21 protein-coding genes are annotated in these 21,241 nt (G+C 66.5%); 9 read left to right on the top strand and 12 right to left on the bottom strand.

Going from position 1 to position 21,241, the window contains the following annotated elements; all coding sequences use genetic code 11:
* Positions 1-148: 148 nt before the first annotated feature.
* The 3 genes from HNP55_RS23235 to HNP55_RS23225 form a co-directional block, all read right to left on the bottom strand.
* On the bottom strand, positions 149-439 hold the full coding sequence (locus tag HNP55_RS23235; RefSeq protein WP_184304688.1) for an XRE family transcriptional regulator: 291 nt from the start codon (positions 437-439) through the stop codon (positions 149-151).
* Between the two features lie 9 nt (positions 440-448).
* Complete coding sequence (locus HNP55_RS23230; RefSeq protein WP_184304686.1) at positions 449-784, bottom strand: type II toxin-antitoxin system RelE/ParE family toxin; 336 nt, start codon at positions 782-784, stop codon at positions 449-451.
* A 117-nt stretch (positions 785-901) separates the two neighbouring features.
* On the bottom strand, positions 902-1,327 hold the full coding sequence (locus HNP55_RS23225; RefSeq protein WP_124451572.1) for an Lrp/AsnC family transcriptional regulator: 426 nt from the start codon (positions 1,325-1,327) through the stop codon (positions 902-904).
* 275 nt (positions 1,328-1,602) lie between these two features.
* On the opposite strand from HNP55_RS23225, the gene HNP55_RS23220 reads away from it, so the two are divergent.
* On the top strand, positions 1,603-2,643 hold the full coding sequence (locus tag HNP55_RS23220) for an ornithine cyclodeaminase (RefSeq protein WP_184304684.1): 1,041 nt from the start codon (positions 1,603-1,605) through the stop codon (positions 2,641-2,643).
* Between the two features lie 6 nt (positions 2,644-2,649).
* Here the strand turns inward: HNP55_RS23220 and HNP55_RS23215 are convergent, their stop codons facing one another.
* Positions 2,650-3,087 carry an HIT family protein gene (locus HNP55_RS23215; RefSeq protein WP_184304682.1) on the bottom strand — a complete coding sequence of 146 codons (438 nt, stop codon included), beginning with the start codon at positions 3,085-3,087 and terminating at the stop codon, positions 2,650-2,652.
* A 66-nt stretch (positions 3,088-3,153) separates the two neighbouring features.
* Between HNP55_RS23215 and HNP55_RS23210 the strand changes: the two genes are divergently transcribed.
* Positions 3,154-4,182 (top strand): Bug family tripartite tricarboxylate transporter substrate binding protein, encoded by a 1,029-nt coding sequence (locus HNP55_RS23210; RefSeq protein WP_184304680.1) that lies wholly within the window; start codon positions 3,154-3,156, stop codon positions 4,180-4,182.
* Positions 4,183-4,203: 21 nt separating this feature from the next.
* Here the strand turns inward: HNP55_RS23210 and HNP55_RS23205 are convergent, their stop codons facing one another.
* On the bottom strand, positions 4,204-5,595 hold the full coding sequence (locus tag HNP55_RS23205; RefSeq protein ID WP_184304678.1) for an MFS transporter: 1,392 nt from the start codon (positions 5,593-5,595) through the stop codon (positions 4,204-4,206).
* Positions 5,596-5,691: 96 nt separating this feature from the next.
* Here HNP55_RS23205 and HNP55_RS23200 point away from each other — a divergent pair, with 96 nt between their 5' ends.
* Positions 5,692-6,597 (top strand): LysR family transcriptional regulator, encoded by a 906-nt coding sequence (locus HNP55_RS23200; RefSeq protein ID WP_184304676.1) that lies wholly within the window; start codon positions 5,692-5,694, stop codon positions 6,595-6,597.
* Positions 6,598-6,617: 20 nt separating this feature from the next.
* On the opposite strand, the gene HNP55_RS23195 is transcribed toward HNP55_RS23200, so the two are convergent.
* Complete coding sequence (locus HNP55_RS23195) at positions 6,618-7,280, bottom strand: GntR family transcriptional regulator (RefSeq protein ID WP_184304674.1); 663 nt, start codon at positions 7,278-7,280, stop codon at positions 6,618-6,620.
* A 260-nt stretch (positions 7,281-7,540) separates the two neighbouring features.
* Here HNP55_RS23195 and HNP55_RS23190 point away from each other — a divergent pair, with 260 nt between their 5' ends.
* Genes HNP55_RS23190 through HNP55_RS23170 form a run of 5 tightly spaced genes read left to right on the top strand, consistent with a single transcriptional unit; the run spans position 7,541 to position 13,279 of the window.
* The gene (locus HNP55_RS23190) at positions 7,541-8,251 is read left to right on the top strand and encodes a DUF969 domain-containing protein (protein WP_184304695.1); all 711 of its coding nucleotides are present in this window, start codon (positions 7,541-7,543) and stop codon (positions 8,249-8,251) included.
* On the top strand, positions 8,248-9,201 hold the full coding sequence (locus tag HNP55_RS23185) for a DUF979 domain-containing protein (RefSeq protein WP_184304672.1): 954 nt from the start codon (positions 8,248-8,250) through the stop codon (positions 9,199-9,201). The genes HNP55_RS23190 and HNP55_RS23185 overlap by 4 nt, the downstream gene beginning before the upstream one ends.
* Before the next feature lie 3 nt (positions 9,202-9,204).
* Positions 9,205-9,963 carry a LamB/YcsF family protein gene (locus tag HNP55_RS23180; protein ID WP_184304670.1) on the top strand — a complete coding sequence of 253 codons (759 nt, stop codon included), beginning with the start codon at positions 9,205-9,207 and terminating at the stop codon, positions 9,961-9,963.
* A 2-nt stretch (positions 9,964-9,965) separates the two neighbouring features.
* A complete protein-coding gene (locus tag HNP55_RS23175) occupies positions 9,966-11,543 on the top strand; it encodes an urea amidolyase family protein (RefSeq protein WP_184304668.1) in 1,578 nt (525 codons plus the stop codon).
* Entirely contained in the window at positions 11,540-13,279 is a 1,740-nt protein-coding gene (locus tag HNP55_RS23170; protein ID WP_184304666.1) for an acetyl/propionyl/methylcrotonyl-CoA carboxylase subunit alpha, read from the top strand. Before HNP55_RS23175 ends, HNP55_RS23170 begins: the two co-directional genes overlap by 4 nt.
* Here HNP55_RS23170 and HNP55_RS23165 read toward each other — a convergent pair.
* Positions 13,266-13,865: a hypothetical protein gene (locus HNP55_RS23165; RefSeq protein WP_184304664.1), complete on the bottom strand. Its 600-nt coding sequence runs from the start codon at positions 13,863-13,865 to the stop codon at positions 13,266-13,268. The two genes, HNP55_RS23170 and HNP55_RS23165, sit on opposite strands and share 14 nt — an antisense overlap.
* A gap of 107 nt (positions 13,866-13,972) precedes the next feature.
* Entirely contained in the window at positions 13,973-14,332 is a 360-nt protein-coding gene (locus HNP55_RS23160) for a DUF2917 domain-containing protein (RefSeq protein ID WP_184304662.1), read from the bottom strand.
* A gap of 183 nt (positions 14,333-14,515) precedes the next feature.
* Between HNP55_RS23160 and HNP55_RS23155 the strand changes: the two genes are divergently transcribed.
* A complete protein-coding gene (locus HNP55_RS23155) occupies positions 14,516-16,009 on the top strand; it encodes a PLP-dependent aminotransferase family protein (RefSeq protein ID WP_184304660.1) in 1,494 nt (497 codons plus the stop codon).
* 99 nt (positions 16,010-16,108) lie between these two features.
* On the opposite strand, the gene HNP55_RS23150 is transcribed toward HNP55_RS23155, so the two are convergent.
* From HNP55_RS23150 to HNP55_RS23135, 4 genes are all read right to left on the bottom strand, one after another.
* Positions 16,109-16,519, bottom strand: a complete 411-nt coding sequence (locus HNP55_RS23150; RefSeq protein ID WP_184304658.1) for a GFA family protein — start codon at positions 16,517-16,519, stop codon at positions 16,109-16,111.
* 84 nt (positions 16,520-16,603) lie between these two features.
* Positions 16,604-16,813: a BrnA antitoxin family protein gene (locus HNP55_RS23145; RefSeq protein ID WP_184304656.1), complete on the bottom strand. Its 210-nt coding sequence runs from the start codon at positions 16,811-16,813 to the stop codon at positions 16,604-16,606.
* A 9-nt stretch (positions 16,814-16,822) separates the two neighbouring features.
* Positions 16,823-17,104 carry a BrnT family toxin gene (locus tag HNP55_RS23140; protein ID WP_184304653.1) on the bottom strand — a complete coding sequence of 94 codons (282 nt, stop codon included), beginning with the start codon at positions 17,102-17,104 and terminating at the stop codon, positions 16,823-16,825.
* Positions 17,105-17,172: 68 nt separating this feature from the next.
* Positions 17,173-21,117: a DUF3683 domain-containing protein gene (locus HNP55_RS23135; RefSeq protein WP_246448619.1), complete on the bottom strand. Its 3,945-nt coding sequence runs from the start codon at positions 21,115-21,117 to the stop codon at positions 17,173-17,175.
* Positions 21,118-21,241 lie beyond the last annotated feature (124 nt).

Raw genomic sequence — 21,241 nt, 5'->3', positions numbered from 1 at the left:
CCGATTCACGAAATCGAGCCCGTAAGATCCCCAGCCAGCTTCACGAAATCAGTGAAGGTTCAATGAGCCTCACACACGGAAATTCGGACAGCCCCCAGCACCTCGGCCAACTCGCCCAGCGAGGCGGCGCGCAGCTCGGCCAGCAGGTTCAAACGACCCTGCTCCCCAGCTCAAAACGCAGCGGCGTGCCCAGAGCCACACTGGCGCGGGCAAGCGTGGCCAAGGTAACGCTGGTGTCGCTCTCATCCAAAAGACGGTTCACTACCATCCGACTGGTGTGCATGCGCGCCGCCATCTCGGTCTTGCTGACCTTCTGAGCCTTCATCGCCTGCGCGAACTGCCAAGCGATCACCCGCTTCACGGCGGCGGCTGTCACTTCCTCGTGCATGGATTCCTCTTTGAGGAAGTCGTCGAAATTGCTACCGATGTGCTTGCTCATGGCGTTCTCCTACAGCTTCTTGAGCCGGTTCCTGGCTGTCTTCAGCTCGTTGTCGGGGGTCTTCTGGGTCTTCTTGACGAAGCCATGCAACAGAATCATCTGACCGTCCTTCACCGTGAACAGGACCCGGGCAATGCCATCGGCAATATCGCAGCGAAGCTCCCACAGACCTGGCTCCATCTTGCGAACCAACGGCATGCCCAAGGGCCATCCGTACTGGACGGTCTTGATGTCGGTACCAATGGCCTTCCGATCTTCAACTGTGAGTTCGCGAAGCCAATCGCGGAGAGGCTCGTTGCCTGAATCGGCACGGTAGAAAGCGACAGTCAGAATTGCCTCGTCCATCCGGCAACTGTATCGAATTAAGTACTGTCGCGCAAGATCACCTGAACGGTCGTGCCCTGTTCAGCCTCAAGCCCGTTGGCCTCTCCGGTGGCGGCCCTGCGCGGGTCGCGACCCGCGCTATGAAGCCTTGTAAGTCTGCAAATGAATACTCGTCTCCGTGGCCCCGATGCCGCGGATCAGGCGCACCCGTTCCAGCACCTCGGCCAACTCGCCCAGCGAGGCGGCGCGCAGCTCGGCCAGCAGGTCCCAGCGGCCATTGGTGTCGAACAGGCCCGACAGGCCGGGCTCGCCCAGCAGGATGCTGATGACCTCGCGGGTCTTGTTGCCCTCGACCGCGATGCTCATCCAGGCGGTGATCTCGTTGGGCGTGACGTCGGGGCGCAGGCGCACGGTGTAGCCGACGATCACGCCCGCATCCTCCAGCTTGGCAATGCGGTTGCTGACCGTGCCTCGCGAGACCTTGAGCTTGTGCGCCAAGGTGGCCACGGTGGCGCGGGCGTCCAGACGCAAAAGCGCCAGCAGTTGTTGGTCCAGGGTGTCCATGCTTGGGCTCCGCCAGTTCAGTTCAAGATTCGCCCCGATTCTGCCATTTCGGCAATTGAGGCTAGCGAAATGGCAAATTCCTATCAATTACTGAGCACTTCTTGCGCTTCCGGCTGGCGGCGAGCCTGGGAAGAATTGAGTCACATCAAACGTGATGCGCTTGGCACGCGCTTTTGCAGCCCACGGGGCGGCATAGCGGCAGCGCCAGATCCCCTGCTTTTTTGACAAGCCAAGCCGGTGGATCACGAGGCGCATCCCACACTCAGGAGACTGCCATGACCACCTTGCTCAACACCCAAGACATCGCCCATATGGCCCAAAGCCTGGGCGTCCCTGCCTTGCTGCAGCGCATGGCGGCTTATATCGAGGCCGACTATCTGCGCTGGCAGGAGTTCGACAAATGCGCCCGTGTGGCCAGCCACTCGCAGGACGGCGTGATCGAGCTGATGCCCATCGCCGACGCCAGCCTCTACAGCTTCAAATACGTCAACGGCCACCCCAAGAACACCCGCGACGGCCTGCCCACCGTGATGGCCCTGGGCGTGCTGGCCGATGTGGCCACCGGCCGGCCCGAGTTGCTCAGCGAGCTGACCCTCACCACCGCCTTGCGCACCGCCGCCACCTCGGCCATGGTGGCCAAGCGTCTGGCACGGCCCGACTCGCGCGTGATGGCCTTGATCGGCAACGGCGCGCAAAGCGAGTTCCAGGCTCTGGCCTTCCACCATCTGCTGGGCATTCAGGAGATCCGCCTGTTCGACCTGGACCCGGCGGCCACGGCTAAGCTGCAGCGCAATCTGCGCCATGTCCAGGGCTTGCGCCTGAGCGTCTGCGCCAGCACGGCGGAGGCGCTACGCGGCGCCGACATCGTCACCACCGTCACCGCCGACAAGGCCAATGCCACCATCATCACGCCCGAGATGCTGGCGCCCGGCATGCACATCAACGGCGTGGGCGGCGACTGCCCGGGCAAGACCGAGCTGCACCCCGGGGTGCTGCTGGCCGGCAAGGTCTTCGTCGAGTTCGAGCCGCAGTCGCGCATCGAGGGCGATGTGCAGCAGATGCCGGCCGACTTTGCCGTGACGGAGTTCTGGCGCGTGCTCAGCAATCAGGCCAGCGGCCGCGACAGCGCCGAGCAGATCACCGTGTTCGACTCGGTGGGCTTTGCGCTGGAAGACTTCTCGGCCCTGCGCCTGCTGCGCGATGTGGCACAGGAGCTAGGCCTGGGCCAGGAGGTCAGCCTGATCCCGCAGATGGCCGACCCCAAGGACTTGTTCGGCCAGCTGCAGCCCAAGGGGCCGCAGGCCCTGGCGGCCTGAACGAGCTCAGGCCACCAGCGCCTCGGACAGCAAGCGGTCCAGCGTCTCCAGCGGCAGGGCCAGGCGCGCCTGTGCCCCGCCCGCCACCTCGCGCTGGGCCGCGCCCCAGACGGGGTTGGGGAAATGGCTGTCCCAGTCAAAGCGGGCGATCACATGCCAGTGCAGATGCGGGACCATATTCCCGAGGCTGGCCAGATTGATCTTGGCCGGCCGCAGCTGCGCCAGCAGCACCCGCTCGACGGTCGCCACCGCCTCCATGCAGGCGCTGCGCTCGGCCTTTGACAAGGCGCTGAACTCGGCCACATGGGCTTGCCAGACCAGGCGGTAAAAGGCCGGGAAGTTGGCATCGTCCAGCACCCGGATCAAGCGCCACTGCGGCGTTTGATGCACCAGCAGGCCACCGGCATCCAGACACAGGGGGCAAGGGCTAGGCGTTGGGCTCATGGGCGTGAGGAAGATGCATGACTAAGATGGCGGCACTGTAAGCCAACACAGGAATCCCGCCCCATCATGCAGCTACAAGCCCCCACACCCGCCCCTGCACCAGCGCCCACAGGTCGGCGCCCACTGCTGCAAATCGGCAGCGCCTTGCTGGCCGGCCTGCTCCCTCTTCTGGCAAGCCCGGCCCTGGCCGATAGCAGCGCCTGGCCTAACAAGCCCATCAAGTGGATCGTCGCCTACCCGGCCGGCGGTGGCTCGGACTTCCTGGCCCGCCAGCTCGCGCCCTTCATGGGCAAGCAGCTGGGCCAGACCTTCATCATCGACAACCGCCCCGGTGCGGGCGGCAGCATAGGCACGGACGCGGCGGCCAAAGCGCCGGCGGACGGCTACACCGTCCTCTCCGGCGACAACGGCGCCATGGTGTTCAACAGCGCCATGTACAAAAAACTGCCCTACTCGCCCAGCGACTTCACGCCGGTCGGGCTGATGGCGCGCTTCCCGCTGCTGCTGGTGGTCCACCCCGGCGCGGGCTTCAGCAGCGCCAGCCAGTGGCTGGCCGAGCTCAAGAAGAACCCCGGCAAATACAGCTATGCCTCGCCGGGCATAGGCAGCCCCCACCACCTGGCCATGGAGCTGATCAAGGAGCGCAGCCAGACCTTCGTCGTCCACGTGCCCTACCGCGGCACCGCTTTTGCGATCCAGGACCTGATGGCCGGCGTCGTGCCCATGGCCATCCTGGACACCGCCGCCAGCCTTGGGCAGATCCGCGCCGGCAAGCTCAAGCCCTTGGCCGTGCTGAGCCCCAAGCGCATCGCCCAGCTGCCCGATGTGCCCACGTTTGAAGAGCTGGGCCTGAAGGGCGTGGACGTGTCGGCCTGGCAGGGCCTGTTCGTGCCCAAGGGCACGCCCGAGCCCATCGTCCAGCGCCTGACGGCAGAGCTGCACAAGGCGATCGCCCTGCCCGAGGTGAAGGCCAGGCTGGAGGACTTCGGCCTGCAGGTCGTGCCCGGTGACGGCCCGGCCCTGGGCCGTTTTGTCCTGCAGGAAACCCAGACCTGGCACGCGCTGATCAAGCAAAGAAAGCTCGCCGCCGAATAGGCCAGCCAGGCCGGCGCAGGCTCACTCCAGCCCGCCCGCCGGGGCGGGCCCGCCGCCCTGGAGCGGGGCCGCCTCCCCGCCCCGGCCTTGCTCCTGGCGTGCCAACCAGGCCATGCACAGCAGCACGAGGGTCGAGATTGCCGCCGGCACGGCCACGGCCAGGAAGAGCTGGCTGTGCGACCAGTTGCGGCGTATCAGCTCACCCCCCAGCACCGGACCGATGATGGAGCCGATGCGGCCCACGCCCAGGCTCCAGCCTATGCCGGTGGAGCGCAGCGTGGTCGGGTAGTAGGTGGCGGCCAGCGCATTGATGGCGGGCTGGCCGCCCACGATGCAAAACCCCGTCACCATGACGACCAGAAAGAGCAGGGGCAGCGAAAGGCCGGGCTGGCCAATCATGGCGATGCTGAACACGGCCAGCGCAAACGAGGGCAGCAGCATGCGGTAGAAACCGATGCGGTCGATGACCGGCCCCATCAACACGGTGCCCAGCACACCGCCCAACTGCAACACGGTGCCCACCAGCACGGCCGTCTGGGTCGAAAGCCCGGCGCTGGCGGCGATGGTGGGCAGCCAGTTGGAGAGAAAGTAGAGATTGAGCAGGTTCATGAAGTTCAGCAGCCACAGCAGCAACGTCACCGTCGCGCGGCCCTGGCGGAACAGCTCGCCGACGGGCGCACCCCGCGCGGCCGGCCCCGCCACCTGATAGCGCGTGCCTGCATCGGCAACAAAGCCAGGGTCGATGCGGCGCAACAGGCCGGCCACCCGGTCCAGCCGGCGCTGCTTGAGCACCATGAACTGCAGCGACTCCGGCACATAGCGCCACATCAGCAAGGCCATCAGCAGCGGCAGGGCCGTGCCGATATAGAACACCGAGCGCCAGCCATAGGCCGGGATCAAGGCCGCCGACAGCAGGCCGCCCAGCACCGCGCCGACCGTGAAGCCGCAGGAGACCAGCATCATCAGCGTCACCCGCTTGCGCCTGGGGCTGTACTCGCCGACCAGGGCCATGGCATTGGGCATGATGGCGCCCAGGCCCAGACCGGTGATGAAGCGGATCAGCTCCAGCTGCACAATGCTGCTGGCCCAGGTGGTGGCCAGCATGCAGGCGGCGAAGAACACGCTGGCCCCGATCAGCACCGGCCGGCGCCCGATGCGGTCGGCCAGCACGCTCAGGCTCAGCGAACCCAGCAGCATGCCGAACAGGCCGGCACCGAACACCGGGCCCAGCTCGGCCTTGCTCACCCCCCATTCCTTGATGATGGCCGGCGCCACAAAGCCCATGGCCTGGACGTCAAAGCCGTCCATCACCACCGTCAGGCCCACCAGCACAAAGATCAGCAGCTGGAAGCGGCCGATCCGGTTGTCGTCGATCAGTTGCGGAATATCGACCGCCTGTGTTGCAAATGCCATCTGTCTGCCTCCGTCTTATCAGTTTGAATATGATATTGAAGCCGATTCAGAAATATCATTTCTACGATTTTTTCCATAGATTCAGAGGTTTTTCCTATGAATATCACGCTGCGCCAGTTGCGCGCCTTTCTGGCGGTGGCCCAAGCCGGCAGCTTCACACTGGCGGCGGAAAGCCTGTGCATCTCCCAGTCCGCCCTCAGCGGCCTGATCAAGGAGCTGGAGCTGGGCCTGGGCACGCGCCTGCTGGACCGCAATACGCGGCGCCTGCACCTGACCGAGATCGGCGAGCGCCTGCGCCCCCGATTGGAAGGCGTGCTGCACGACCTCGATGCCACGCTCAAGCAGGTGATCGAGCACCGCGATATGCAGGCCGGCCTGGTGCGCATCGCCACCCCGCAGCTGCTGGCCTCGGCCCTGATGCCCGAGCTGATCGCCGCCTTCCAGGCCAGGCATCCCAAGGTCCGCGTGCAGTTGCTGGACACGGCGGTGGAGCAGGTCATGGCCCGCGTCTTCGCCAGCGAGGTCGAGCTGGGGCTGGGCCCCGAGCGCGAAGCCAATTCCGACATCGACTCCACCCTGCTGTTCGAAGGCCCTTTCATGGCCGTGTTCCCGCCCGGCCACCCGCTGGACGGGCGCCCGCAGCTGCACTGGGCAGAGCTGACGGCCTACCCCCTCATCACCTTGCAAGGCCAGTTCACCGAAAGATTGAGCCAGGACTTGCGCGCCGCCGCACCCGAGCTGGCCTTCAAGCCAGCCATCGAGGTCGCCTATATGTCCACCGCCCTGTCCATGGTCAAGGCCGGCCTGGGCGTGGGCCTGTGCGTCCCCTACGCGGCCTCGCTGATCCGGGTTTACGGCCTGCAGATGCAGGCGCTGGGCGGCCCCGCCATCTACCGCAGCTTCGAGGTCTTCACCCGCCGCGGGCGCACGCTCTCGCCGGCGGCACAAAGCTTTCTGGACTTCATCGGGCCGCGGATACGGGCCATGCCGCATCTGCGCTGAGCCACCCGCGCCGCGTCCGCTCAGGCCCGCCCTACGGCCCCCAGCACCACCCGCTCCGAGTGCTGCAGATAGTCCTGCAACAAGGCCGCGCTCTCGCCCAGCTGACCGGCCTCGAACAGCGCCAGGATCCGCTGATTGGTCTCGATATAGGGCCCGTGCAACAGCGCCGAGTCCTTCAGCAGGCCGAAGGCTAGGCGCAGCTCGGCCAGCATCTGCTCGAACATGGCGTTAAGCCGCGGGCTGTCGGCCAGGCGCACGATGGCGCGGTGAAACTCCATATTGGCCGTGCCCACACCGCGCCAATCGTCCGCCTCGCGGCAACGCAGGGCCTGCTCCACCGCCGCGCGCATCTGCTGCCGCGCCGGGTGCTGCGGGTAGGCCTGGGCCAGGGCCTGGCATTCGATCAGGCGGCGCACGCGGTAGATGTCCACAATGGCCGCCGCCGTCGGCGTGGCCACCGACACGCCGCGGTTGGGCGCATGGCTCAGCAAGCCCTCCTGCGTCAGGATGCGGAAGACCTCGCGCAAGGTATTGCGCGAGATCTCCAGGCTCTCGCTGAGCGCCGCCTCCGACAGGCGCTGGCCCGGCAAAAACTCCCCATCAAAAATCTTCTGCCGGATCACATCGGCCTTGCGTTGGTTCAGCGTGAGCAGGCTTGCGTCTTTGTGGGGGATGAGCGTCATACCAAGGCGTCAGAGGTGGCGGCACCGGCTCGGGAAGGAGCAGGGTGTGTTTTCTTGCGGGCGATTCTTTCACATCGCGGCAGGCCGGGCCGAGGGTATGTCCGAATGCCTGCGAACGCATATTGTTGAGCACAATTAAAACATTGTTCAACAATCTGCAGATGCAAGCGAGTGAGCGAGCGGATTTGAGCAATCCACAGACCCAGCCCATGGGCGCAGCGAAGCAGGGACTGGCAAGTTTCGACCCCATCAAGGAAGACATGATTCACGACGTCAATCTATGGCCACTCATCGGGGTGGCGGTCATCGTCGCGGGCTTTGTCCTGCGCTTCAACCCCATGCTGGTGGTGATCGCCACCGCCGTGGCCACCGCCCTGGCCGCGGGCTTTGAGCCCGGCAAGGTTTTGGCGAGCATAGGCACCGGCTTCATCAAGACCCGCAACCTGCCCCTGATCATCTTGCTGCCCCTGGGCGTGATCGGCCTGCTGGAGCGCCACGGCCTGCGCCAGCATGCCCAAGCCTGGATCGCCGGCATCAAGTCGGCCACCGCCGGCCGCCTGCTGCTGGTCTATCTGGCCGCCCGCCAGCTGACCGCCGCCATGGGCCTGACCAGCCTGGGCGGCCACCCGCAGATGGTGCGCCCCCTGCTGGCCCCCATGGTGGAAGGCACGGCCGAGACCCGCTACGGCCGCCTGCCCGAACGCATCCGCTACAAGCTGCGCGCCTATGCCGCGGCGACCGATAACGTGGGCCTCTTCTTCGGCGAAGACATTTTTGTGGCCTTTGGCGCCATCGTGCTGATGACCACCTTCCTCAGCGAGGCCGGCATCAGCGTCGAGCCCCTGCACATCGCCTTGTGGGGCATCCCGACGGCCATCGTCGCCTTCCTGATCCACGCCTGGCGTTTGATAAGGCTGGACCAGGCCCTCAACCGTGAGCTGGCCGCGGCCGAGGACGGAGCAGCCCAATGATTCTCTCCATCCAGCACCTCTACTATCTGGTGGGCGGCATTCTGCTCATCATGTCGGCCATGACCTTGGCCGACAAAAACCACCCCAAGCGTTTCAGCAGCGGCCTGTTCTGGGGCCTCTACGCCCTGGTGTTCCTGGTCGGTGAGAAGCTGCCGCCCACCTGGGTGGGCGCGGGCGTGATCCTGATGGCCTTGATCGCCGGCTTTGGCGGCGTGGGCGCAGGCCGCCACATCGAGCGCAAGGCCGAGGACTATCTGGCCGCCGCCAAGCGCCTGGGCAACAAGCTCTTCTTGCCGGCCCTGACCATCCCCCTGGTGACCGTCGCCGCCACCTTGTCGGCCAAGCATCTGCTGCTGGGCGGCGTGCCCTTGCTGGACCCCAAGAACAGCACCTTGATCGGCCTGGCCCTGGGCTGCATCAGCGCCTTTGCCATCACTTGCTGGATGACGCGTGAGAGCCCCGTGCAAGGCATGCGCGAATCGCGCCGCCTGACCGACGCGCTCGGCTGGGCCCTGGTGCTGCCGCAGATGCTGGGCATGCTGGGCCTGGTGTTCTCCGATGCCGGCGTGGGCAAGGCCGTGGCCTACGCCACCACCCACACCATCAATATGGACATCCGCTTCGTCGCGGTCGCGGTGTATGTGATCGGCATGGCCTTGTTCACCGTCATCATGGGCAATGGCTTTGCCGCCTTCCCGGTGATGACGGGCGGCGTGGGCGTGCCGATCCTGGTCGGCGTCTACGGCGGCAACCCGGCGGTGATGGCGGCCATCGGCATGATGTCGGGCTATTGCGGCACGCTGATGACCCCCATGGCCGCCAACTTCAATATCGTGCCCGCCGCGCTCCTGGAGCTGCCGGACAAAAATGCCGTCATCCGCGCCCAAATACCCACGGCCCTGTGCCTGCTGACGGCCAATGTGTTCCTGATGTACTTTCTGATGTTTTAAGCCATGAAGATCGACCTGAATAGCGACCTCGGCGAGAGCTTCGGCGCCTGGACCCTGGGCGACGACGCGGCCATGCTGGGCCTGGTCAGCAGCGCCAATCTGGCCTGCGGCTTCCATGCCGGCGACCCGGCCGGCCTGCTGGCCACGCTGCGCCAGGCCGCCCAGCGCGGCGTCGCCGTCGGTGCCCATGTGGCCTACCGCGATCTGCAAGGCTTTGGCCGCCGCAAGATGGAGGTGGACAGCGCCGATCTGATCGCCGATGTGATCTACCAGATCGGCGCCCTGCAAGCCCTGGCCCGAGCGGCCGGCACGCACGTCGGCTATGTGAAGCCGCATGGCGCGCTCTACAACACCATCGCCCAAGACCCGCGCCAGGCGGCCGATGTGATCCAGGCCATGCTGGCCGTGGATGCCGGCCTGCCCCTGGTGGCCCTGGCCGGTTCGCCCCTGCTGGGCTGGGCGCGTGCCCAGGGCCTGACGGTGGTGGCCGAGGCCTTTGCCGACCGCGCTTACACGCCCAGCGGCGCCCTGCTGTCGCGGCGCGAGCCCGGCGCCGTGCTGCATGATGCCAACGCCATCGCTCAGCGCATGCTGCGCCTGGTGCGCGAGGGCGTGGTCGAGGCCGTCGACGGCAGCCTGATCCCCTTGCAGGCCGACTCCATCTGCGTGCACGGCGACAGCCCCGCCGCCGTCGCCATCGCCAGCCGGGTGCGCAGCACGCTGGCGCAGGCGGGCGTACAGATCCGCAGCTTTGTGGCCTGAGCATGCGCTTCCTGCCCGTCAATCTCGACGCCATGCTGGTGGAGCTGGCCGATCTGGCGCAAACCCTGGCCCTGCTGGCCTCGCTGCAAAACAAGCCCCTGGCCGGCGTCGAAGAACTGGTGCCCGGTGCACGCACCCTGCTGGTCCGCTGGCGCCCGGCGGCCACGACGATGGCACGGCTGCGCGAGGAAATCCTGACCCGCAAGCTCGACGGTGCGGCGCCCGCTGCCGGCCGCCTGATCACCATCCCCGTGCACTACCAGGGCGAAGACCTGGCCGAGCTGGCCGCCCTGCTGGGCATCAGCGCGGCGGAAGTCATCGCACGCCACACCGGCGCCGAGTACAGCGTGGCCTTCACCGGCTTCGCCCCCGGCTTTGCCTACCTCAGCGGCGGCCACGCGAGCTTCGACAACATCCCCCGCCGCGCCACGCCGCGCACCCGCATCCCCGCCGGCGCCGTGGGCCTGGCCGGCCGTTTCAGCGGCATCTACCCGCAGGCCAGCCCGGGCGGCTGGCAAATCATCGGCCAGACTCCCGAAGCCATGTGGGACCTCAGCCGCGCCCAGCCCGCCCTGCTGCAGCCGGGCGACCGCGTGCGCTTTGTGGACATCGCCAAAGCCGGCTACCAAGCCGCACCCGCCACCGCCCCGGCGCCCAGCAGCGCTGTGCCAGGCGAGGCCAGCGCCAGCGCCCTGGAGGTGCTGGCCACCGGCCTGCAGACTCTCATCCAGGACCTGGGTCGCCACGGCCTGGCCGGCCAGGGCGTCGCGGCCTCGGGCGCCATGGATCAAGCAGCCTTGAAGCGCGCCAACCGCCTGGTGGGCAATGCCTCCAACACCGCGGCGCTGGAAGCCGTGGGCGGCGGCCTGCAGCTGCGCAGCCGGGGCGAGACCGTCGTGGCGGTGACGGGGGCTAGCCTCGCACTCACACTGACCGAGGCAAAAGGCCGCAGCTGGTCGGTGCCAAGCCATCAAGCCCTGGCCTTGGCTGACGGCGACACGCTCAGCTTGGGCGCACCCAGCGCCGGCCTGCGCAGCTATCTGGCCGCGCGCGGCGGCTTTTGCATCACGCCGGTGCTGGGCAGCTGCGCCACCGACACCCTGGCCCGCATCGGCCCGCCGCCGCTGGCCGTGGGCGATGTGCTGGGTCTGCGCGCCCCAGCCAACGCCGCTGTCGTGGGCTGGCCCGAAACCCCGCCTGCCGCCCTGCCCCGCCCGCAGGACACCGTCACGCTGGACATCGTGCTGGGCCCGCGCGACGACTGGTTCAGCCCCGCGGCCCTGGCCCTGCTGTGCAGCCAGGCCTGGCAGGTGACGCCGCAAAGCAATCGCGTCGGCCTGCGCCTGCAGGGCGAACTAAGGCTAGAGCGCAGCGTGCAGCAGGAGCTGCCCAGCGAGGGCACGGCCTGGGGCGCCATCCAGGTGCCGGCCAATGGCCAACCCGTGCTCTTCCTGGCCGACCACCCGCTGACCGGCGGCTACCCCGTCATCGCCAATGTGGCCAGCTACCACCTCGATCTGGCCGGGCAGATGCCCGTTCATGCCTGGGTGCGGTTCAATCAAATAGGTGTTGTCCCATGAAGAAAGTCCTGATCGCCAATCGAGGCGAAATCGCCATTCGCATCGCCCGCGCCTGCGCCGACTACGGCCTGCAATCCGTCGCCGTCTACGCCGACGCCGACCTGAACGCCTTGTACACAGGCATGGCGGATGAGGCCTATGGCCTGGATGGCCAAAGCCCCGCCGACAGCTATCTCCATATCGACAAACTGCTGGCCGTCGCCCGCCGCAGCGGCGCCGACGCCGTGCATCCGGGCTATGGCTTTTTATCGGAGAGCGCAGCCTTTGCCCAGGCGGTGCTGGACGCCGGCCTTGTCTGGATCGGCCCCTCACCCGCCACCATCGCCCTGCTGGGCGACAAGATCCGGGCCCGCCAACTGGCCCTGCAGGTGGGCGCGCCCCTGGTCAAGGGCACGGCCGAGCCGGTGCAGGGCGCCACCGAGGTGCTGGCCTTTGCCGAGGCCCATGGCCTGCCCATCATCATCAAGGCCGCCTTCGGTGGTGGCGGCCGCGGCATGAAGATCGCCTGGCGCATGGACGAGGTGGCGGAGCTGTATGAGTCCGCCCGCCGCGAGGCCATCACCGCTTTTGGCCGGGGCGAATGCTTTGTCGAGCAGTATCTGGACCGGCCTCGCCATATCGAGGCCCAGGTGCTGGCCGACAGCCAGGGCCGGGTCGTCGTGCTGGGCACGCGCGACTGCTCGCTGCAGCGCCGCAACCAGAAGCTGGTGGAGGAAGCGCCCGCGCCCTTCCTCACTAACACTCAACGCGAGCGCATCCACCAGGCCGCCCACGATATCTGCGCCGCCGCCCGCTACACCGGCGCGGGCACGGTGGAGTTTTTGCTCAGCCAGAGCGGCGCCATCACCTTTCTGGAGGTCAACACCCGGCTGCAGGTGGAGCACACCGTGACCGAGGCCACCACCGGCATCGATCTGGTCGTGGAGCAACTGCGCATCGCCGATGGCCTGCCCTTGACGATCACGCAAACGCCCGAGCCCCTGGGCCACGCCTTCGAGTTCCGCATCAATGCCGAGGATGTGGGCCGCGGCTTTCTGCCCACGCCCGGCTTGATCACCGGCTTTTCGCCACCGTCGGGCCCTGGCGTTAGATTGGACAGCGGCGTGGCCAGCGGCTCCAGCGTGCCCGGCACCTTCGACTCGCTGATGGCCAAGCTCATCGTCAGCGGCGCCAGCCGCGCCCAAGCCATTCGCCGCGCCCGCCGCGCCCTGCGCGAGTTCCGCATCGAGGGCGTGGCCTCGGTCCTGCCCTTTCACCGCGCGGTGCTGGAGCACGCGGACTTTGTCTCGGAAGACGGTTTCAAGGTCCACACCCGCTGGATCGAGAGCGACTTCGCGCCAGCTTGCCAAGCCGCGGCGCGCGCCGAGCCGGTGGCCCAGGGCGGCTTGCAGCGCCTCTTCGTCGAGATCGACGGCCGCCGTGTCGCCCTGGGCCTGCCGGCCGAGCTGCTGCGCAGCCTCGGCCAGCAGGCCGGCCCGGCCGAGCCCGCCGCCGCGGCCCCGGCCATGGACGAACAAGCCGTGCCCGCCCCCATCACCGGCAATCTGCAAGCCTGGGCCGTCGCCGACGGCAGCGAAGTCACGGCCGGCCAGACCATCGCGGTGATGGAGGCGATGAAGATGGAGATGCAGGTCACGGCGCATCGCAGCGGGCAGATCCGGCTGCTGGCTCAGGCCGGCGGTTTCCTGGAAGCAGGCACGCCGCTGGCGCGGATAGCGCCGCTCAGCCCGGCTTGAGATAGCGCGTGGCCGTCAGGAGCGCGGAGACGGCGCAGCTCTTGTTGTCGCGGTAGCCCCGAGCGCGCAGCTGGCTGCGAATCGGGCCGTCTCCGAAGACCGAGAGCGGGCCTTTTTGATAAACCAGCCAGACGGCCCGGCAAGACATTTGCGCATGCAGGGCCAGCGCCGCCTCCAGGCCTTGCGGGTCCAGCACCAGGGCCAGCAGGACCGTGGCCTCGGTCAGGCTGCCGGTGCGCGCGCCCAGCAAGGCCTCGGCCAGGGGCGCGTCCACCTCCACAGGCCCGAACACCGCGGCCGGCTGAGCCGCAGAAATACCCAGCTTACTCGCCAGGCTGGGTGGGCCGGCCTGGATTTTCTTCAACCATTTGGCCGCCTCGGCCGCGCCCAGCTCCAGGCGCCAGGGCTGCTGCGCCCAGCAAAAGCACAAGGCCTCGCCCTGCAGCGCCAGCTCCTGCAACTCCGCCAGCGGCAGGCGCCGCCGCAGCGCGGGCCCGCGCAGCACCAGCTCCTGGGCCTCCAGCAAGGCCTTGGCCTCGAAGGCCTGGCCCGCCACCCAGGCCACCAGCTGCGCCTCACGTCCCATGGCCGGCCCGGCCGCAAGGCGCTGGAGATGACAAGGTTTGGGCTCGCAGATTCATGCCGGCATTGTGTGCACCTGAGCTAAGGCCTGTCACCAAGTAAATTGGGAACTTATCCGCCAATAGCCGGGCTTGGCTGGCGCAGGCTTTGAGCGCAGGGCTGCGTTGCAAACAAGAAAGAAGGGCGCCGCAGGCCCCAGGCCAGGCGCGCTGCCAGCCCTTCAGCGGGCACGCGCAGAGGCAGCAGCCGCAGCGTGGCCGCGCCATCGCCGCCTATCAGCGCCTCGCAGCCTGCGGGCAGCCACAGCTCAGCGCCAGGCTTGATGAAATGGTCCCAACCGTCATGGCTGCGCGTGACCCAGACCCGACCGGCCAGCACCGTCAAGCAGACCCCGTCCAGGCGGTGCAACTCCCCGTCTTGCAGCTGCAGGACCAGCGGTCGGCACAGATGCTTCAATGTCGGACTTGGCATGATGCGGGCTCCTGAAGAGTGTTGAGGGCGCCGCCAGTGTCGGCGGGCAGCGCCGGATGCAACAGCCCCAGGCCCGGCCATTCGCAAGCAGCACAGTGGCGCAGCAGCGGCTTCTGTGCTGGCAACAGAAGGCCGGCTCTGTACTGGTACGGCACAGGCCGACTCCCGCACAATGCTTGCACCATGGACGATGACGCTGCGCTCTCTGCTACCGCCCCGCCGCTCTACCAAAAAATCGCAGCGCTGATCGAACGCGCCATCGCCAGCGGCGCGCTGCGCCCCGGCGACCGCCTGCCCTCCGTGCGTGCGCTCAGCCAGCAGCACCAGGTCAGCATGAGCACGGCGCTGCAGGCCTACCGCTGGCTGGAAAACCGCAGCGCCGTGCTGGCACGCCCCAAGTCGGGCTATTTCGTCGCCCAGCAGCGCCCGCTGCTGCCCGAGCCGCAGCTGGACCTGCGCATGGAAGGTGCCTCCTTCGTCAACATCGACCAGGTGCTGCAGGAGTTTCTCTACATCGTGGACGACCCGCTGGCCCTGCCGCGCTTCCACGCCGCGCCGGCGCGCGCCCTGCTGCCCGAGACCAAGCTGCAGCAGCTCACCGCCAGCATCAACCGCCGCCACCCCGAATACGCCTCGGGTTATGCCATGACGGGCAGCGCTGCCCTGCGCCAGGAGATTGCGCGGCGCGCCATCAACTCGGGCGCGCAGCTGCGGCCGGAAGAGATCGTCATCACCAATGGCGGCATGGAGGCCATCTACCTGGCGCTGCGCTCCGTGAGCAGCCCGGGCGACACCTTGGTGATGGAATCGCCGACCTACTTCCACCTGCTGCAGGTGAGCGAAAGCCTGGGGCTGAAGGTGCTGGAGATTCCCAGCCACCCGCGCACCGGCCTGTCGCTGGAGGCGCTGGACCTGGCCACCCAGCAGGCCGGTGCGGTCAAGGCCTGCGTGCTGCTGCCCAACTTCCCCAACCCCACGGGCAGCCTGATGCCGCAGGAGCACAAGCAGCAGCTGGTGGCCATGATGGCCGAGCGCCAGGTCAGCATCATCGAGAGTGATATCTATGGCGAGATGCATTTTGGCGAGCAACGCCCGCCCACGCTGAAAAGCTTTGACCGCAAGGGCGATGTGATGCTTTGCTCGGCCTTCACCAAGACCGTGGCGCCCGGCTACCGCATAGGCTGGGTGGCACCGGGCCGGCATCTGCTCAAGACCCGGGCGCTGAAGATGCGCACCTCGGTGGCCTGCCCCATGTTGCAGCAAGAGGTGATGGCGCAATTCATGCGCGAGGGCGGTTACGACCACCACCTGCGCAAGCTGCGTGCCGCGCTGCGCTCGCAGGCCCGCCACATGGCCGAGGCGATAGCGCGTTACTTCCCGGCCGGCTGCCGGCTCTCGATGCCACAGGGCGGGCTGTTGATGTGGATAGAGCTGCCGCGCCACGTCGATTCGCGCGAGGTGTTTGCGCTGGCACGGCTGGAACATATCGGCGTGGCGCCGGGTGCGGCCTTCAGCACCAGCCGGCGCTTCGACCATTTCGTCCGTCTGCAATATGGCGATTTATGGACCCCCAAGCTCGACGCCGCCCTGCGCCGCCTGGGCCAGATCGTGACCAGCCTGGCCGAGCGGGAGCCGACGGGTCTGACCCAGCGGGCTGCTGCGCTATTGCGAGCCTGAAGTCACCGCGACCTTCGCTCAGCGGCGGTCCACGACTACCCGCTTAGCTTGCCGCAAATGGCTGCAGCGGCGCCGGCCGACTGGGCGCCAGCGCGATTGCTAATCAAGCAACTCCTGCCGCTCACAAGCCGCCACCTGGCCCAGCTCACCCAACCAAGGCAGGGCCGATCGCCGCCAAATTTGCAGCGCGGGTGTCAGCTGCTGGCGCTGATCCAGCACGCCCACCCGCAGATTGACCTGACTCGCCCCCTGCTCGGCCATGGCAAAGAGCTGGCTGCCGCAGTCACCACAAAAAGCCTGGATGCGCCGCGCGCCGCTGTCGCCGGTTCGCACATAACGCCGGGGTTCACCGTCCAGCATAAAGCTGTCCAGAGCGGCGGGAATCACCAGGCGGAAGGCCGTGCCGGTCAGGATCTGGCAATCCAAGCAATGACAGATCAAGACCTTGCTCGGGTCCGCCTCAGCTTCAAAACGAATTCGCCCGCAATGGCAGGCACCCGTGACCTTCATGACAGTAGCTCCTTTCTTGCCCGACCAGCGCTAACAGAGCGCCAACAGGAACACCGAGGATTTGGCTTGCCAAAACGGCTGCCCCTACTTCCAGTTCAGATTCAGCTTGCGCTGACTTGCAGCGCAGTCACGCAAGTACAGATTGATGAGGCTTTGATACGGGATGCCCACGTCTTCGGAAATCATCTTGAAGTACGTGATCGACTCCTCGTCGAGCCGAATGGTGATTTGCTTCTTGAGTTGAGCCGCGTAGGGATTTTTCCGGGCAGTACTGAAATCGTATTCTTTACGCATAAGGTACCTTTAGGGATAGGAGCGGGATTCACGGGCCGTCGCCTTGCGCGCAGAGATGAGGCGGATCACATGGCCTTCACTCCTATAGCAATGGCATACGAGAAGCAGGCGCAAGGAACTGCTCAGACCAAGAATGACAAAGCGCTCTTCGTCTTCTGAATGGTCAGGGTCATCAATCAGTTTGGCGCGCTCATCCACGAAGACGGAACGGGCCTCTTCAAATGTCACACCGTGCTTTTTCGCGTTCGCCGCAGCCTTCTGCTCATCCCACTCGAAACGAAGCATGCTCATGCCGGAAGTGTAACTACACTGTAGTTATGGAGCAATAAAGGGTGAGCCAGCGTCTATGGACGGCAGACTCAGACCAGCACCCGCTCAATCCCCCCGTTATTGGCCTTGGCCACATACTCCGGCATCCAGTTCTCGCCGAGGATCTGGCGGGCCATCTCGACGACGATGTAGTCGGCCTCCAGCAAGCCGTTCTGCAAATCGCCACCGTAGCGGCTGAGGCCTTGCAGGCAGCTGGGGCAGCTGGTGAGGATCTTGAGATTGTCGGCGGCCGCCACCTTGCCGCTGTCGCGCAGCAGGGTCTCGGTCTTGCGCAGCTCTTCTTCCTTGCGGAAGCGGATCTGGGTGGAGACGTCGGGCCGGGTCACGCCCAGGGTGCCGCTCTCGCCGCAACAGCGCTTGCTCTCCACCACGTTCTCACCCACCAGGGCCTTGACGGTCTTCATGGGCTCCTGCAGCTTCATCGGCGTGTGGCAGGGGTCGTGGTAGAGATAGCTCTGGCCCGAGCCCAGGGTGATGCCCTTCTCCAGCAGATATTCATGGATGTCGATGATGCGGCAGCCGGGGAAGATGTCCTCGAATTTATAACCCTGCAGCTGGTCGTAGCAGGTGCCGCAGCTGACCACCACCGTTTTGATATCGAGGTAGTTGAGCGTGTTGGCGACACGGTGGAAGAGCACCCGGTTGTCGGTGATCATCTGCTCGGCCTTCTCGAACTGGCCACTGCCGCGCTGCGGGTAGCCGCAGCAGAGATAACCCGGCGGCAGCACGGTCTGCACGCCGGCATACCAGAGCATGGCCTGCGTGGCCAGGCCCACCTGGCTGAACAGTCGCTCGGAGCCGCAGCCGGGGAAGTAGAACACCGCCTCGGTGTCGGCATTGCTCGCAGCCGGGTTGCGGATGATGGGCACGTAGTCCTTGTCCTCGATGTCCAAGAGAGCGCGGGCGGTTTTCTTGGGCAGGCCACCGGGCAGTTTTTTGTTGATGAAGTGGATCACCTGCTCCTTGACGGGCGCGGCGCCCACGCTGGCGCGGGGAGCGGCCGTCTGCGCCTTGGCAAAGCGCTTGAGCACATCGTGGGCCAGGCGCTGGGCCTTGAAGCCCACGCCCACCATGGCGCTGCGGGCCAGCTTGATGGTCTCGGGGTTGGTGGCATTGAGCATGAACATGGCGGCGGCATTGCCGGGTCGCCAGCTCTTCTGGCCCATCTTGCGCAGGAGGTTGCGCATATTCATGGTCACATCGCCGAAGTCGATCTTGACCGGACAGGGGTTGGCGCATTTGTGGCAGACCGTGCAGTGGTCGGCCACATCCTCGAACTCCTGCCAATGCTTGATGGAGATGCCGCGGCGGGTCTGCTCCTCGTACAAAAAGGCCTCGACCAGCAGGGAGGTGGCCAGGATCTTGTTGCGCGGTGAGTAAAGCAGATTGGCGCGCGGCACATGCGTCGCGCAGACCGGCTTGCACTTGCCGCAGCGCAGGCAGTCCTTGATCGAGTCGCTGATGGCGCCGATATCGCTCTGCTGCATGATCAGCGACTCATGGCCCATCAGGCCGAAGCTGGGCGTGTAGGCATTGCTCAGGTCGGCGAAGGTGGTCATCGCCTCGGGCCCGCCCAGGCGCAGCAATTTACCCTTGTTGAAGCGGCCTTCCGGGTCGACGCGGGCCTTGTAATCGGCGAAGGGCGCCAGCTCCTCGTCGCTCAAGAACTCCAGCTTGGTGATGCCGATGCCGTGCTCGCCGGAGATCACACCGTCCAGGCTGCGCGCCAGCTTCATGATGCGGGCCACGGCCTCGTGCGCCGTCTGCAGCATCTCGTAGTTATCGGAGTTGACGGGGATGTTGGTGTGAACATTGCCGTCGCCGGCATGCATATGCAAGGCCACCCAGACACGGCCGCGCAGCACCTCGCCATGAATGCGTTTGCACTCCAGCAGGATGGGCTCGAAGGCCGCGCCGTTGAAGATGGCTTGCAGGGGCTTGAAAACCTGGGTCTTCCAGGAGGCGCGCAGGGAATGGTCTTGCAACTGGTCGAAGAAGCTGCGCTCGCCCTCGGTCTCACGCGGCAGATCTAACTCGTTCTTCCAGCGCAGCCACTGCGCCCCCACCTCGTCCAGCAAGGCCAGGGCCTGCTGGACGCGGTCGCCCAGCAGCTCGGCGCTGGGGATCTCGCCCGCATCGTCGCTCTTGCCCAGCGGCAGCTTGCCTTGCTGGAAAAAGCCTTGCAGCGCCGCCACCAGGGCCAGCTTGTTGCGCAGACTCAGCTCGACGTTGATGCGCTCGATGCCCAAGGTGTACTCGCCCATGCGGGGCAAGGGGATGACCACATCCTCGTTCACCTTGAAGGCATTGGTGTGCTTGGAGATGGCGGCCGTGCGCTTGCGGTCCAGCCAGAACTTTTTGCGCGCGTCGGCCGAGATGGCCACAAAACCCTCGCCGCTGCGCGCATTGGCCAGGCGCACCACCTCGCTGGTGGCACGGGCCACGGCGTCGGCGTCCTCGCCGACGATATCGCCCACCAGCACCATCTTGGGCAGGCCGCCGCGCTTGCTCTTGGTGGAGTAACCCACGGCCTTCAGATAGCGGTCGTCCAGATGCTCAAGCCCCGCCAGCACGGCGCCGCCCGGGCGCTTGGCCTCCTCGAACATAAAGTCCTTGATGTCCACGATGCTGGGCACGCATTCACGCGGATTGCCGAAGAACTCCAGGCAGACGGTGCGCACATGGGCCGGCATCTTGTGGACGATCCAGCGGCAGCTGGTGATCAGGCCGTCGCAACCTTCCTTCTGGATGCCGGGCAGGCCGGCCAGGAACTTATCCGTTACGTCCTTGCCCAGGCCCTCCTTGCGGAAGCTGCGGCCGGGGATGTCCAGCCGCTCCGTGCGCTCCAGCTTCTTGCCGGTGGCGTCGAAATAGCGCAGCTCGAAGCTGGCCACCTCCACATCATGGATCTTGCCCAGGTTGTGGTTCAGCCGTATCACCTCCAGCCATTTGGCCTCGGGCGTCACCATGCGCCAGGAGGCGAGGTTATCCAGCGCCGTACCCCAGAGCACGGCCTTTTTGCCGCCGGCATTCATGGCCACATTGCCGCCCACGCAGGAGGCCTCGGCGCTGGTGGGGTCCACGGCGAAGACAAAGCCGTGCTGCTCGGCTAGGTCGGCCACGCGCTGGGTCACCACGCCGGCCTCGCTGAAGATGGTGGCCACCGGCTTGGCGACGCCGGGCAGACTGAACATCTCCACGCCCTTGAGCGCTTCCAGCTTCTCGGTATTGATAACGGCGCTATTCCACACCAGGGGCACAGCGCCGCCGGTATAGCCGGTGCCGCCGCCGCGCGGGATCACGGTCAGACCCAGCTCCACACAGCTCTTGACCAGCTGGGCCATCTCGCCTTCCGTGTCGGGCGTCAGCACCACAAAGGGATACTCGACCCGCCAGTCGGTGGCGTCGGTCACATGGCTGACGCGGGACAGGCCGTCGAACTTGATATTGTCTTTTTCGGTAGACTTGGCAAACAGCCGGGTGGCGCGGCGGCGCAGCTCGGCCACCTGCTCAAACTGGCGCGCAAACTGCTGCACCGCCACCCGGGCGGCGGCCAGCAGCTCGCCGACATGCGCGTCCCGCTGAGCGTCGGTGCCGGGATCGCGGCGGCGCTCCACCTCGTGCAGGCGGTGCTCCAGGGCCTCGATCAGCAGGGCCCGGCGCTTGGGGTTATCGAGCAAATCGTCTTGCAGATAGGGGTTGCGCTGCACCACCCAGACATCGCCCAGCACCTCGTACAGCATGCGGGCCGAGCGGCCGGTGCGGCGCTCCTCGCGCAGCTGGTTCAGCAGCTCCCAGGCGCGCTGGCCCAGCAGGCGGATGACGATTTCGCGGTCGGAAAACGAGGTGTAGTTATAGGGAATCTCGCGCAGGCGGGGGGCGCGATGGGAGGATTCGGCGCCTGACTCCTGGCCGTGGACAGCGGCAGTGTTCAGGTCTGGGTCGGCGGGCATCAGGGGATGCGGTGCATTCATCCTAGCTTCCTCAGTTGGACGCGCCCGAGTGGGCCGTGGTGCGGTGCGATGGCGCGGCGCGCCGACGCTGCGGGCTCGCGCCCGCAAGGAGAAGCAACAAAGCCAGCGTGCCGCAACGCGGCTC

The organism is Roseateles oligotrophus, assembly GCF_014204525.1.
GTDB lineage: Bacteria > Pseudomonadota > Gammaproteobacteria > Burkholderiales > Burkholderiaceae_C > Paucibacter_A > Paucibacter_A oligotrophus_A.
Note: the sequence above shows the minus strand (reverse complement) of the source record. Positions and strands in the feature narration are given on the sequence as shown.